The organism is Thermosynechococcus sp. HY213 (assembly GCF_031460975.1).
Taxonomy (GTDB): Bacteria; Cyanobacteriota; Cyanobacteriia; order Thermosynechococcales; family Thermosynechococcaceae; genus Thermosynechococcus.
Genome location: NZ_JAVKVB010000013.1, coordinates 1 through 13,680, shown reverse-complemented (window position 1 = coordinate 13,680; position 13,680 = coordinate 1). Strand labels below are relative to the sequence as shown.

14 protein-coding genes are annotated in these 13,680 nt (G+C 54.9%); 12 read left to right on the top strand and 2 right to left on the bottom strand.

The features are described from left to right. Nucleotides 1-403: DUF4351 domain-containing protein (locus RHK62_RS08825; protein ID WP_310453595.1), on the bottom strand; the 403-nt coding region annotated here is incomplete at its 3' end. A 253-nt stretch (nucleotides 404-656) separates the two neighbouring features. Here RHK62_RS08825 and RHK62_RS08820 point away from each other — a divergent pair. From RHK62_RS08820 to cruF, 8 genes are all read left to right on the top strand, one after another. Then, the gene (locus tag RHK62_RS08820; protein ID WP_206199651.1) at nucleotides 657-1,490 is read left to right on the top strand and encodes a DUF975 family protein; all 834 of its coding nucleotides are present in this window, start codon (nucleotides 657-659) and stop codon (nucleotides 1,488-1,490) included. Between the two features lie 4 nt (nucleotides 1,491-1,494). Further along, nucleotides 1,495-2,820, top strand: a complete 1,326-nt coding sequence (locus RHK62_RS08815) for an aspartate aminotransferase family protein (RefSeq protein WP_302677969.1) — start codon at nucleotides 1,495-1,497, stop codon at nucleotides 2,818-2,820. Between the two features lie 48 nt (nucleotides 2,821-2,868). Next, entirely contained in the window at nucleotides 2,869-3,183 is a 315-nt protein-coding gene (locus RHK62_RS08810; RefSeq protein ID WP_310453594.1) for a hypothetical protein, read from the top strand. 98 nt (nucleotides 3,184-3,281) lie between these two features. Next, nucleotides 3,282-3,749 (top strand): VOC family protein, encoded by a 468-nt coding sequence (locus tag RHK62_RS08805; protein WP_206199654.1) that lies wholly within the window; start codon nucleotides 3,282-3,284, stop codon nucleotides 3,747-3,749. Next, nucleotides 3,746-4,024 carry a glutaredoxin family protein gene (locus tag RHK62_RS08800; protein ID WP_206199655.1) on the top strand — a complete coding sequence of 93 codons (279 nt, stop codon included), beginning with the start codon at nucleotides 3,746-3,748 and terminating at the stop codon, nucleotides 4,022-4,024. Before RHK62_RS08805 ends, RHK62_RS08800 begins: the two co-directional genes overlap by 4 nt. Before the next feature lie 139 nt (nucleotides 4,025-4,163). Further along, nucleotides 4,164-4,877 carry a TrkA family potassium uptake protein gene (locus RHK62_RS08795; RefSeq protein WP_302676254.1) on the top strand — a complete coding sequence of 238 codons (714 nt, stop codon included), beginning with the start codon at nucleotides 4,164-4,166 and terminating at the stop codon, nucleotides 4,875-4,877. 10 nt (nucleotides 4,878-4,887) lie between these two features. Then, entirely contained in the window at nucleotides 4,888-5,574 is a 687-nt protein-coding gene (locus RHK62_RS08790; RefSeq protein ID WP_302677970.1) for an energy-coupling factor transporter transmembrane protein EcfT, read from the top strand. Nucleotides 5,575-5,653: 79 nt separating this feature from the next. Further along, a complete protein-coding gene (gene cruF / locus RHK62_RS08785; RefSeq protein WP_302676252.1) occupies nucleotides 5,654-6,568 on the top strand; it encodes a gamma-carotene 1'-hydroxylase CruF in 915 nt (304 codons plus the stop codon). Here cruF and priA read toward each other — a convergent pair. Continuing rightward, nucleotides 6,524-8,950, bottom strand: a complete 2,427-nt coding sequence (priA, locus tag RHK62_RS08780; RefSeq protein WP_310453593.1) for a primosomal protein N' — start codon at nucleotides 8,948-8,950, stop codon at nucleotides 6,524-6,526. The two genes, cruF and priA, sit on opposite strands and share 45 nt — an antisense overlap. A gap of 134 nt (nucleotides 8,951-9,084) precedes the next feature. Here priA and RHK62_RS08775 point away from each other — a divergent pair, with 134 nt between their 5' ends. From RHK62_RS08775 to RHK62_RS08760, 4 genes are all read left to right on the top strand, one after another. Then, entirely contained in the window at nucleotides 9,085-9,264 is a 180-nt protein-coding gene (locus tag RHK62_RS08775) for a hypothetical protein (RefSeq protein WP_206199660.1), read from the top strand. A gap of 67 nt (nucleotides 9,265-9,331) precedes the next feature. Next, a complete protein-coding gene (pruA, locus tag RHK62_RS08770; protein WP_310453592.1) occupies nucleotides 9,332-12,274 on the top strand; it encodes an L-glutamate gamma-semialdehyde dehydrogenase in 2,943 nt (980 codons plus the stop codon). Continuing rightward, complete coding sequence (locus tag RHK62_RS08765) at nucleotides 12,274-13,413, top strand: class I SAM-dependent methyltransferase (RefSeq protein WP_302677973.1); 1,140 nt, start codon at nucleotides 12,274-12,276, stop codon at nucleotides 13,411-13,413. Before pruA ends, RHK62_RS08765 begins: the two co-directional genes overlap by 1 nt. A 75-nt stretch (nucleotides 13,414-13,488) precedes the next feature. Further along, nucleotides 13,489-13,680 (top strand): IS630 transposase-related protein (locus RHK62_RS08760; protein WP_310438028.1); only part of this gene is annotated, 192 nt, incomplete at its 3' end.

Below are 13,680 nucleotides of genomic sequence, written 5' to 3'. Positions count from 1 at the left end.
AGCGCTCTAGCCACGCAAACACTTCCTCTAGGGCAGTGAAGTCCAAGAGAGCCTCTGCCAAGGCTTCAATCTCATAGGCAGGGAGCTGGCGAATGCGCTCCTCAAGGCCAGCTGGTAACTGGCCAAACCGCCGTCTTAGGATGATGCGGGCGGCTCCGGGGGGCGTCTTGACTGCCAATAACTGCTGGAGTCCTCGTTGGCGATAGGCGTTCAGCCAGCGAGTAATGGTGGACTCGTTGCAATGGAGCAATTGGGCAATTTGTGGGCGGCTGTGGACAAGTCCTTGCTTCAGCCAGTAGAGCATCTGCAAGCGTTCCTGCTGTCGAGCATCGGTTTCATGTTGTAGGCGTCGCTGCAGTTCTTCAGAGCTTTCTGTAATTGTGAGGACAAGCAGGCGAGCCATGAAGGTCTCCTACTGAGATGACTTCAGTTTTAGGATAGACAATTCCCTCGTTTAAGACCTATTTATTAAGCTCAATGTTACAAAGAGCTGGTATTAAATACAAGTCTTGTCCCATGGATTGAACACACTCAACATCATGGCTACAGGAAAGACTTATATCCGATGTTTTAGAAAGGTGAAGAAGTGACACATTGACAATTGGCGCAACCCGAAGCGATCGCTAGGCTAGAGGCAACCCCTTGGAACCGCCATTATGTACAGTGAGTCAGAACATACTCCCCAAGCGATCGCCAACCGCCCCTATCAAGTACGGATTGGTCAATACCTCAATGAGGGCTGGCAAATTTTCAGCACTCAACCCGCTGCCTACATTGGTTTTCTCATTCTGGCAATGATTATCAATGGTGTGCTCAACAACATTCCGGGGGCTGGCCCGATTGTTAGCACGATTTTGGCAGGCCTCTTCGCCGCAGGCTACTACTTTTTCAGCTTTCGCATTGCCCGCAACCAAAGACCCGAATTTAGCGACTTTTTTAATGCGTTCAAAAACAACTACTTTTTGCCAATTTTTCTGACGAACTTGATCATCGGTTTGATTACGAATGTGTTTGTGATTAGTGCCAGCATTCTATTCATGATTGCGGGGTTGCCCTTCTGGCAAAGCATATTAAGGCGGGCGGCGGCTGAAGCAGCGGAACCCGATGCCGACTTAGAACAACTGCTAGCGTTACTGGAGCAGCTTCCCGCTGTGCCGGATGCCCTGACCCCCGTTTTCATCTTGGTGGGTGCCATCCTGCTGCTGCCGGGGGTTTACTTTGGGGTAGCCTATATGTTTGCTGTGCCTTTGGTGGTGGAACACCGGTTTGATGTGTGGCCGGCACTAGAAACCAGCCGCCGCTTAGTTTCCCGCGATTGGTGGAGCTTCTTTTTTCTCAGCGTGTCAATCATTTTCTTCAATATCTTGGGCTTTTGCCTCTGCTGTGTGGGGATGCTGGTGACTATTCCTTGGAGTAGTTGTGTCATTGTGGCGGCCTACCGCGATATTATTGGGCTCATGCCCACGACGGATAATACGAACCAGTTTTAGTCTGATGACGCTGCCCACCCTTGCGGATCTCAACCTCGACCCCTTCTGGATGCCCTTTACGGCCAACCGCCAGTTCAAGCAAAGCCCTCGGCTCCTTGTTTCGGCAGCCGGGATGTACTACAGGAGCATTGATGGCCGTGAGATTCTCGATGGCACCGCCGGGTTGTGGTGTGTCAATGCCGGCCACTGCCGTCCAGAAATTGTCAGCGCGATCGCCCAACAGGCAGCAACACTGGATTTTGCCCCCACATTTCAGATGGGACATCCGGGGCCATTTCAGGTGGCCGATCGCCTGCGTGCCATTACCCCTGATCCCCTCAACCATGTCTTTTTTGCCAACTCTGGCTCTGAGGCCGTGGATACAGCCTTGAAAATTGCTCTTGCCTACCATCGGCTGCGGGGAGAAGGGACACGACAACGGCTCATTGGGCGTGAGCGGGGCTATCACGGGGTCGGCTTTGGTGGAATTTCAGTGGGGGGAATTGCGCCCAATCGCAAGTTCTTTGGTTCTCTCTTGGCAGGAGTGGATCATCTGCCCCACACCCACAACCTTGAGCACAATGCCTTCAGCAAGGGGCAACCCGCTTGGGGAGCACATTTAGCCGATGAGCTAGAACGCTTAGTGGCGCTGCATGATGCCTCGACGATTGCGGCAGTGATTGTTGAACCCCTCGCTGGCTCTACGGGGGTATTGATTCCGCCCCAAGGATACTTGGAACGCCTGCGTGCCATTTGCGATCGCCACGGCATTTTGCTGATCTTTGATGAAGTGATCACGGGTTTTGGCCGTCTCGGTGCCCCCTTTGCCAGTCAGTACTTTGGTGTGACTCCAGACCTCATCACGGTTGCGAAGGGTCTAACCAATGCCGCTGTACCCATGGGAGCGGTGATTGTCCGCGATGAGATTTACGACACCTTCATGCAAGGCCCCGCGGGGCAAATTGAGTTTTTCCATGGCTACACCTATTCGGGACATCCCCTTGCCTGTGCGGCCGCCTTGGCAACCCTAGAGATCTACGAGAAAGAAGCCCTATTTGAGCGGGCGGCTTCCCTGGCGCCCTATTGGCAGGAGGCCATCCACAGCCTACGGGGTCTGCCCCATGTCATTGATATTCGCAACTTGGGCTTGGTGGCAGGGATTGAATTGGCGCCACGGGAGGGGCAAGGAGGGGCACGGGGCTATGATGCCCTCTGTCGTGCCTTTGAAGCGGGACTACTGATTCGTGTCACGGGGGATATTATTGCCCTCTCACCACCGCTGATTGTGGAGCGATCGCACATTGATCAAATGGTGGATATTTTGAGTCGTGTTCTACGGGAACTTCCCTAGGCACCGCCACGTCAGAATCAGCGGATCACTCTCTCCTTGGAGGCATCTATGTTACGCTTCCTGCCGTTGGCCATCAGTAGCTTAGCTACGCTGGTGGCGATCGCTCCCCCCAGTCGTGCTGCCTATCCCCTTTTTCCTAATCAGCCGGGTGTCGATGTTTTTTTCCCTGGGCTAGAGTCCTTTGGTCGACCCCGCACACAGCAGTATGCCCCCATTAGACCTATACCTATCATTAACCATCCACCGGGGCAGTCCCAAACCTACATTATTGTGCCAGTGCCCTATCCGCCTCGCCCAGTGATTTACCCGCCCCTCTACTACCCCTATTACCCCTACCCGTGCTACCCATTCCGTTGTCAATAGAAGGAAGATCGAAGATCTAGGCGCTGAGGAGATGCCTGAGGTGGGATTTCCCTGTTACAATGGCAGCTGATTTAGCCATTTTTACTTAAGAGAGATTTATGGCTCAGTTGGCGATCGCTCCCGTTTTATTTCACCTTGCCTTTCCTGTCAGTAATTTGGCGGACACCAAGGCCTACTACATTGATGGGTTGGGCTGTGAACCGGGGCGCGAAAATCCCCACTGCCTGATCATGAAGCTCTATGGCCATCAACTGGTGGCTCACGTCACGGATGAACCCTTAACCCCACCCAAGAGCATTTATCCGCGCCACTTTGGCTTGATTTTCTTGGCACGGGCCGACTGGCAAAACCTCTGCGATCGCGTGATCAAGAAGGGACTTGACTTTTACCAGCCACCGCGTACCCGCTTTGCCAATACCCCCCTAGAGCACCAAACGTTCTTTCTCGCAGACCCCTTCCACAACCTGATTGAAATGAAGCACTACCGCCATGTAGAAGCCATTTTTGGCCTGCGGGATCACCGTCATATTGGCGATACCCCCCTCGTTTCTGCGCCGCAACCGTGACCCATCTGATTCTCTATAGCAAGCCCGGCTGTCACCTCTGTGAAGGACTACAAGAGAAGCTGGCCACTCTGAAGGAATTTACCCTTGAGGTACGCGACATCACCAGCCGCGAGGATTGGTGGCAAGCCTATCAATACGAGATTCCTGTTCTCTACCTAGTGATTGGAACGCAAGTGCTTCCCGTACCGCGCTTTTCTCCCCGTGCCAGTGCTGCACACATTCGTCAGCGACTCCAAGAACTGACCCATTCAGGCGGCTCAGCGTCCACTCCTTAAGGGCATGATCAATTACAGCCCTTTTCACAGCGATCGAATACGGCCAAAAATTTAATTGCTAGATTGCATCCCCCCTATGTATCCCATATGTTAGAAAAGGGTCATCATCGGCATCGCAAAGCCAATAGGAAACTCAGGAATGGTGGATTTTGGAGCAATGCTCTTTCGCGGGCGGGGGGTCAAGATCTCGCAGCAGTATGCGGTGATTGGCCTAGGGCGGTTTGGCCGGGGGGTGTGCGAGACCCTGCACAGCATGGGCTATGAGGTGCTCGGCAGTGATAACCAAGAGCGATTGGTGAATCAAGTGCTTCAGGATCACATTGTGGATCATGCGATTCAACTGGATTCCACGGATCCCCAAGCCCTCAAGGAGGCGGGTCTGTTTGAGTTTGAAACGGTAATTGTGGCCATTGGCAACCATCTCGACGCCAGTATTATCACGACATTGAACCTAAAGGAGGCAGGCGTGCCCAATGTCATTGCCAAGGCTTCCTCAGAGATTCATAAAAAACTCTTAGAGCGAGTGGGGGCAGATCGGGTGGTCTTTCCAGAGTATGAGGCGGGTTGTGAACTGGCGCGATCGCTCACCCGCCCAGCGATTCTCGATTGGTTTGACCTTGACCCCGAAAAAAGTATTGTCGAAGTCAAAGTGCCTGAGGCATTTCACAATCGCACAGTTGCCGAGGTGGAACTCCGTAGTCGCTATGGCCTCAACCTCATTGCCCTGCGCTTTGATGATAAGTTTGAGATCAATCCCAGTCCCAACCAAAAGCTCAATAAAGGGGACATTATGGTGGTGATTGGTGCCAATAACGATATTGATCGCTTTTTGCGTAGTCAACACATTAATTAGGGCATAACCCTTGAGCTTTCGCTACTGGTCGCCGCCGGCACGGGTGATGGCGATTCTCCTGTGGATTTTTTGCATTAGTAGTTTGCGGCGGTTAGACAGTCTGGCGATCGCGACCTTGCTTGTGGCGCTCCTCTATCTCCTGAGCCATGTCCCTTGGCAGCGCTTGGGCAAACGTCTGCAGCAGATGGGGCTCTTTTTTCTGGGACTGTGGTTACTGTTGGCGGTTACGGCGTGGCCGATCGCACTGCTCCTCACATGGCGCTTGGTCTTGTGTCTTGCCCTTGGCGTGGTGTTGCTAGAAAGCTTGACGTTTAGTGAATGGGTGCGGGTCTGTCGCTGGTGGGGGCTCCCCCCCCTGTTGGTGGATACGCTGGCTTTGACCTATCGCTATCTCTTTGAGCTAGAGAGTCAGTTGACACAAATGCAGCAGGCACTCTTTCTGCGGGGATTTCGCTTGAGTTGGCGCCGCCTTCGCCCGTGGGCACAGGTGATTGGTATCTTTCTCATTCGCGCCGAGGAACGGGCACAGCAGATCTATCTGGCAATGCGGCTGCGGGGCTATGGGCAAGTGCTTCAGCGTCGTCCGCAATTTTCTGAAGGGGCGGTTTGGAGTTGGGGGCTAACGCTGAGTGCTAGCTTGGGGGCAGGATTGTTGGCAATCTATGATGCCCTTGGCGAAATCCAACTGCCTTTTTGAGGTGGATAGACGACAGTGGGAACAGTGGTACATTAACATATTAACATTTGTAAACGATTGCCCCTTTGAGATTGCCCCTATGAAACCCAAGAACGCGCTTTTCGTTGCGGAGCAGGTGTGCCTAGTTGGTCATATTGTGGCGATGGCCTTTGGCTTAGCGGGGTTGCTCCTCGTCGTTCCCCATCCCGAGTTTATTCTGGCGTTGCCCGCCTGGGGTCAGCAGCTTTTTCAATGGAGTATGGGGAGTGGGGGTGTCGTTTATATTGTCCTCGGCGCACTGGCGATCGCCCTTCACACCTATCGCAACTTTGGCCTTGGCAAACTGCTTGGCTTTTTGCTGCCAGCGGTGGGCATTTCCCTTACCAGTGAACTGTTGGGGACGAGTACCGGCTTTCCCTTTGGCCATTATGGTTACCTCAGTGGTTTGGGGCACAAAATTGCTGGACTGGTGCCCTTCACCATTCCCCTCTCTTGGTTTTATATGGGGCTAGTCACGTTTCTTTTGGCCTACAGTGGCTTCATCAGTCGTCCGCTGCGGGAAGGCAAGGGCGTGGGCTTGGGGGCAGCCCTGATCACCGTGGGCTTGGGAGCAATCTTTTTAACCGCTTGGGATTTTGTCCTTGATCCGGCCATGAGTCAAACTGCCATTCCTTTTTGGCAATTTCAGGATGTCGGTGAATTCTTTGGGATGCCTTACCGCAACATTCTGGGATGGACGGGCACAGGAGCCGTATTTATGGGGCTGGCGATGATCACTTGGTGGCCAAAGCCAATGGTGGTGAACCGTGGGCAACTCATTACCCCCTTGGTGGTGTATCTGGTGAATTTTGCCTTTGGGGCGATGATTACCCTCACGTCCTTGGATCAACGTTTTTGGATTCCGGCAACGCTGGGATTTGTTTTGGGGGTCGTGCCGGTCACAGCACTGTGGTGGTTTACTGAAGCCCCCCTAGAGAAAGTTCAGGGGGTCAACATCAATACTGAGGCGGGTTGAGCGGGGACACTGCTCCTTGAGGTGCATGAGGGCTGGGCTGAGGTTAGAAACTCGTTCTAGTTTGCCCTTGAGTAAAATTTGCCAGCGGTAGCGGCCAGCAATTTTGGCGATCGCGGCCGGGGCGGGGCCAAGTACTTCCCATTCTCCCTGAGAAACTGGGGCTAACGTTTGGAGCTGTTGGGCGATCGCCTGAGCCGTTGCGGCCACCTCCTCAGCATCGGGACTACTCAAGCGCAGAAGGATTAGTTGGGCATAGGGGGGATAGCCCAAGGGGGCACGGCTACTTAGCTCCTGGGTAGCAAAGGTGTCCCAGTCATAGGCTTTGACCGCTGTAATCACTGGATGCTGCGGCACATAGGTTTGGAGAATGACTTTACCGGGGTGTGTCCCGCGGCCCGATCGCCCCGCCACTTGGGTGAGGATTTGAAACGTGCGTTCTGCCGCCTGATAATCAGGCAAGTGCAGGAGACTATCGGCAGCCAAAATTCCCACGAGGGCGACCTGCGGCAGATCAATGCCCTTCGTCAGCATTTGTGTCCCCACCATCACATCAGCTTCGCCGGCGGCAAACTGAGCCAGTAACCGGCGATGGGCACCCTTGTGTTGGGTCGTATCACTGTCAAAGCGCAGAACTCGCAACTGCGGCAAGAGGCGATTCAGTTCACTCACCACCCGCTGCGTCCCGCCACCAAAGGGCTTGAGATAGGGGGAGGCACAACTGGGACAACGCTGCGGTACGGCTTGGCTATAGTTGCAATAGTGACAGCGCAGCACTTCCATCTCCTCGCCAAAGAGGTGTCCAGTGAGAGAGACGCTGCAATGGGGACAGTAGATCACTGTGCCACAACTGCGACAGGAGACAAAGGTACTGTGACCCCGCCGCGGTACAAAGAGAATTGCCTGCTGTCCCTGAAGATTCCCTAGAGCGTCTTGCAGCGGACGACTGAGCATGGAACGGTTGCCACGGTGCAATTCTTGGCGCATATCCACGACGGTGATGGGGGGCAGGGGGGTGGCGTGGATACGCTGGGGAAGGGAAAGGATCTGAATCTGGCCGGTTTGGACAGCCTGCCAAGTGCTGAGGGCAGGGGTAGCGGTTCCTAAAATCAGGGGACACTGTTGCTGGCGCGATCGCCACTGGGCAACGGTACGGGCATGGTAGCAGGGCTGAGGTTGATCCTGTTTGTAGCCGCTGTCGTGCTCTTCATCCAGAATGATCAAACCCAAGCCCACCAAGGGCAGCAGAACCGCCGATCGCGTGCCAATGATTACCCGTGGCTGCGGCATCAGCGTCAACCGCCAAGTATCGTAGCGCTCCCCCTCACTGAGACCACTGTGATAGACCAACAGGCGTTCACCAAAGCGAGCACGCACGCGATCCGTCAGTTGAGGCGTCAAGCCAATCTCCGGCACTAGCAGCAAGGCCGATCGCCCTCGCCCTAGGCACTCAGCTATTGCTTGCAGATAGACTTCCGTTTTGCCCGACCCCGTCACCCCGTGCAGGAGAAAGGTTTGGGCACAGTCTAGGTGTGCTGAAATGGCTTGCAGGGCAGTGGCTTGGGCAGGGGTGAGGGCTTTTGGCCGATCCGGTGTCACCGCTACCCCCTGTTCAATGCGGCAGTGCTGCTGCTCGACAATGGCAATGTATCCTTTGGCGGCAAGGCGATGGAGCGTTTGGGCGGTGGTGCCGGTGGCCTTGACCACCTCTTGTAGCCAGCAATCGCGACCCTGCTGCTGCAAATAGCGGAGGATTTGGCGCTGCCGCTGCGTTAAGGTCTCGCCTTCACTATTGAGGAGGATCACTGCCTGCTGCTGTTTTGGCTGTTGACTAGCGGGTGCCGCTAAGTAGGTTTCCACCAAGCCAAGGCGTTCGAGTTCTGCGAGGGCACGCTCAACCTTGGGAAGCTGTTGCTGGAGGTAGCGCACACTGTAGTCCCCATTACCCTTGGTCTGGAGAAAGCGCAGCAGATGTTGCCCCTGTTCTGACAGGGGGGGAATCCCCTGTTGGCGCCGCAGGCGCACCCGCCGTTGCGATCGCCCCAAGACCCCCGGCGGCAGAGCAGTGCGCACCACTTGAATTAAAGGCGTGCAGTAGTACGTGGCAATTTGTTCTAACAACGCCCAATAGTCCTTGGGAAAAAGCTGCTGGTCAACCACTTCAAGGAGCGATCGCAAGCGCTGTGGATCGACGGATGGGGCTACAGTTTCTAGTACCTCGAGGACAATCCCCCGCACCACTTGGGAGCCAAAGGGTACTTCCACCACCTCGCCCCCTTGGAGACACCAACCCGCAGGAACTTGGTAAGTGTAAGCCTCGCTTGCCGCCGGACAGTCCACAAGCACACTGGCGTAGAGAGAGGGTTGTTGAGGTGCTAAGGCCATCAGATGGTTTGATTGGTTTTCACTCAGACAGGCAGATAAACAACGTCCCCAACCACTGTACATACTTCTCTATTTCTTTAGATTTTCGCTATTCCACAACGCAGATTTGCTCCCTAGGCTGGGAGCTGGCGATTATGCGCTGGCCGGTGGTGCACCGCTTTCCCACAGGCACTGTTTTAAGAGCCAATATCACACCCGCAGGCTTTGCCACGATTACCGATAGTCGAGGATTGCCTTGGTTCAAGGTGTCCATTGGTGAGGAGAATCACATTTGCTTGGTGCGAGCTAACCACCGATTGATTCGTCCCTGCTAAGAATTTGGTTGTTTGCTTTAGAGGACATGGGAAAATAGGAAAGGCTGCTCCTCACCCAAGATTCTCCGTGACTGGTCTTTACGAAGCACAAACGATCGCGATCGCCCGTCAACTGTGGGCGGCTAGTCAAGAGTCCCGCAACTTTTTCAGTCAACTGCGGGAGCAAATGCGCATTGAAGATAAACTCCTCGGCTGGGCGATGGAACATCCGGGGCTACGGGTGCAACTCTTTCGCCTCATTGACTGCCTGCCGAGTCTGCGCAGTAAAGCCGAGGTGGCACGCCACTTGCAGGAGTACCTCAGTGACCCCAGTGTGGAGTTGCCGGAAGGCCTAAAAAAACTCTTGAACTTTGCTCAGCCGGATTCCCTGCCCGCCCAAGCAGCGGCAACCACCTTCACAACAGCGGTTCAAGCCCTTGCCCACAAGTACATTGCTGGTGAAACCACCGAGCAGGTGCTGAAAACCATTGGCCGCCTACGCAAGCAGGGCATGCTGGTGACGATGGATATTCTTGGGGAAGCGGTGATTACGGAGGCAGAGGCGCAGCAGTATTGCGATCGCTACCTTGACTTGATGCAGCAACTCAGCCCCTTGGGTCAGCGGGAAGGGGTGAATCCAGTCCAAGTCTCCGTGAAGCTGACGGCCTTCTACTCGCAGTTTGATCCTTTGGATGTGTCTGGCTGCCGTGCCAAGGTGGGGGAACCGATTCGGCGGCTGTTGCATCGTGCCCAAGAATTGGGGGTAGCGGTGCACTTTGACATGGAGCAGTATGCCTACAAAGACATTACCCTTGCAATCCTCAAGGACATTTTGCTAGAGCCAGAGTTTCGCGATCGCGCTGATGTCGGGCTGACCCTGCAAGCCTATTTGCGGGATAGTTACCAAGATGCCCAAGACCTGATTACTTGGGTGCAACAGCGGGGGACACCAATCACCGTGCGGGTGGTCAAGGGCGCCTACTGGGATCAAGAACTGATTAAGGCGGTACAAAATGACTGGCCATTGCCCGTCTATCAACACAAGCAAGATACCGACGCCAACTTTGAGCGGGTGATTGAACTGCTCCTGAGTCACCACACGCTTTTGCGCACAGCAGTTGCGAGTCATAATGTGCGTTCCCAAGCGCGGGCGATCGCGATCGCCCAACATCAGCACATTCCGCCCACGTCCATGGAATGCCAAGTTCTCTATGGTATGGCCGATAAACTTGCCAAGGCTCTTGTGGAAGCGGGGCAGACGGTGCGGGTCTATTGTCCCTACGGTGAGCTGATTCCGGGGATGGCCTACCTGATTCGGCGGCTCTTGGAAAATACGGCCAATAGTTCCTTTTTGCGCCAACAATTGGGAGCGGTAAATATTGACGCACTCTTGGCACCGCCAGAACCAACGGCAGACTTTAGGGCAGTGAACGTTCATCTGACCACCGGCAAGACCTCAACCTTTGTCAATGCCGCCAATAGCGACTATGCCCGCGCCAGCCAGCGGGAAGCGATTCAAGCGGCCTTAATTCATGTCCATCGCCAACTAGGGCAAACCTATACCCCCATCATCAATGGCGATCGCGTCAATACCCTCGAATACAGTGAGTCCCTCAACCCCTCACAGCCAGAGGAAATCGTGGGTCGCGTTGGCTTGGCCACCATTGAGGATGCCGATCATGCAATCCGGGCTGCCAAAGCCGCTCAAGCGCAGTGGCAACAGACTCCCGTAGCCGAACGGGCCATCCTGCTACGGCGGGCAGCGGATCTCCTCGAGGCACAACGCCATGAACTGGTGGCTTGGATGTGCTATGAAGTGGGCAAGGTGGTGGCGGAAGGGGATGCCGAAGTCTCCGAAGCCGTTGATTTTTGCCGCTACTACGCCGATGAAATGGAGCGCCTCAGCAGCGGCTATGACCGCAACTTTCCCGGTGAAACCAACCATTACCACTACCAAGGTCGCGGCATTGCAGTCGTCATTTCCCCTTGGAACTTTCCCCTAGCGATTCCCACCGGTATGACCGTGGCCGCCTTAGTCACAGGCAACTGTACCATCCTCAAGCCCGCGGATCCGGCGGCTGTGGTTGCAGCGAAGCTGGCTGAAATTCTCATTGCCGCTGGTTTTCCCCGCGGGGTATTTCAGTTTCTGCCGGGGCGAGGATCGGTGATTGGCCCCTATTTGACAAAACACCCCGATGTGCATCTCATTGCCTTTACTGGCTCCCAAGAGGTGGGTTGCCGCATTATTGCTGAGGCAGCGGTGTTGCAGCGGGGACAAACCCACATCAAACGGGTGATTGCTGAGATGGGGGGCAAAAACGCCATTATCATTGACGAAAGTGCCGACTTAGATCAGGCAGTGGCGGGGGTGGTGCAATCGGCCTTTGGCTACAGCGGCCAAAAATGCTCCGCCTGTTCGCGGGTGATTGTCCTCGAGTCCATCTATCAACCCTTTGTGCAGCGCTTAGTGGAGGCCACCAAGTCCCTCAATATTGGGCCTGCCCATTTGCCCAGTACCCGTGTTGGACCGGTGGTGACCGCAGCCGCCCGCGATCGCATTCAGGAATACATTGCCAAGGGACAGCGGGAAGCGGAACTGACCTTGAGTGTACCGGTACCGGAGGTGGGGTATTTTGTCTCCCCTACCATCTTTACCAACGTCCCCCCCACCGCCACGCTCGCCCAAGAGGAAATTTTTGGCCCGGTGCTAGCGGTACTGCGGGCAGAAACCTTCAGCCAAGCCCTTGAAATTGCCAATGCCACGGCCTATGCCCTGACGGGGGGGCTGTATTCGCGGACGCCGTCCCATATTCAGCAGGCCAAAGCCCAATTTGCCGTAGGGAACCTGTACATCAACCGTGGGATTACGGGGGCGATCGTGGATCGGCAGCCCTTTGGTGGCTTTAAGCTCTCAGGGATCGGTTCCAAAGCGGGTGGCCGCGATTACCTACTGCAATTTCTGGAACCGCGTGTCATTACCGAGAATGTGCAGCGCCAAGGGTTTGCCCCCATTGCCGGAGTGGATGATTGATGCCAAAGGGCACTCAGCTATTGGCCGACCTTCAGGAGCGCATCAGGGCAGCGGGCGCCATTTCCTTCTGTGAGTTTATGGCCTTGGCTCTCTATGCACCGCAGTGGGGCTACTACAACCGTCCCCAAATACAAATTGGTCGGCGCGGCGACTTTATCACGTCCAGTAGTCTGACGAGGGATTTTGCGGAACTGCTCACTGAGGCTTTTGTGCAGATGTGGCACGCCTTGGAGCGACCGCAGCAGTTTACCCTGTTGGAGATGGGGGCGGGTGAAGGCCAATTTGCGGCTGGGGTCTTGGGCTATAGCCAAGCGACCTACCCCGATTTCTTTACCGCCCTGGAGTACCAGATTCAAGAGCAGTCCCCCACTTTACGGGAACGCCAACGGCAACGCTTGGCTCCTTGGGGCGATCGCCTGCACTGGCTGGATTCTAGCACAGCGGCTGAACCCATCGTTGGCTGTATTTTTAGCAATGAACTCGTGGATGCATTCCCAGTGCATCGGCTGCAATGGCAGGGGAGCAATTGGCAGGAAATTTACGTCAGCCTCAATGCCCAAGGGGAGTTTCAAGAGGTTTTGCGTCCCTTGAGTGGCGATCGCATTCACAAGTACTTTGCCACCGTTGGCATTAATCCGCAGCAGCAGGGCTACAGCGACGGCTACCGTACCGAGGTTAATTTGAACCTCATCCCCTGGCTCAAGGATCTGAGTCAGCACCTAGAGCGGGGCTTTGTTCTCACCATTGACTATGGTTATCCCGCCCAGCAATACTATCATCCTGCCCGCTGTGAGGGTACCTTGCAGTGCTACTATCAACACCGCTACCACGACAATCCCTACTGTTTTGTGGGCCAGCAGGACATTACGGCTCATGTGGATGTGACCGCCTTGACGCGCTATGGTGAGCACTTTGGCCTTGAAACCCTCTATGTCACCCGCCAGAGTTTATTTCTCATGGCCTTGGGTTTGGGCGATCGCCTACTAGCACAACAACAGAGGAATGGCAATCTCCTCCAAGCTCTCAACCGCCATCAATCACTGCACCAACTCATTGACCCCCTTGGCCTCGGTGGCTTTTACGTCGTCCTCCAAGGCAAGCAAGCCACCCTCGATCTGCCGCTATTAGGCGAACTATAGCCATTTCGAAAGGAGATGAGATATTTTCAAGAGGGATAGGCTATACTCAAAGCGTCATGAATGTTACTCAAGAATATGAGCTATAGCTTGGACTTACGAGAGCGGGTTGTCTCCTATATCAAGCAAGGTGGCAAAATCAGTGAAGCGACTCAAATTTTTCAGGTGAGCCGCGCCACTATCCATCGCTGGCTGAAGCGAGACGACTTAGCCCCCACAGTTGTCCCCCGTCGTCCTTGGAAGCTGGATTGGGCGGCCTTAGCAGCCGAT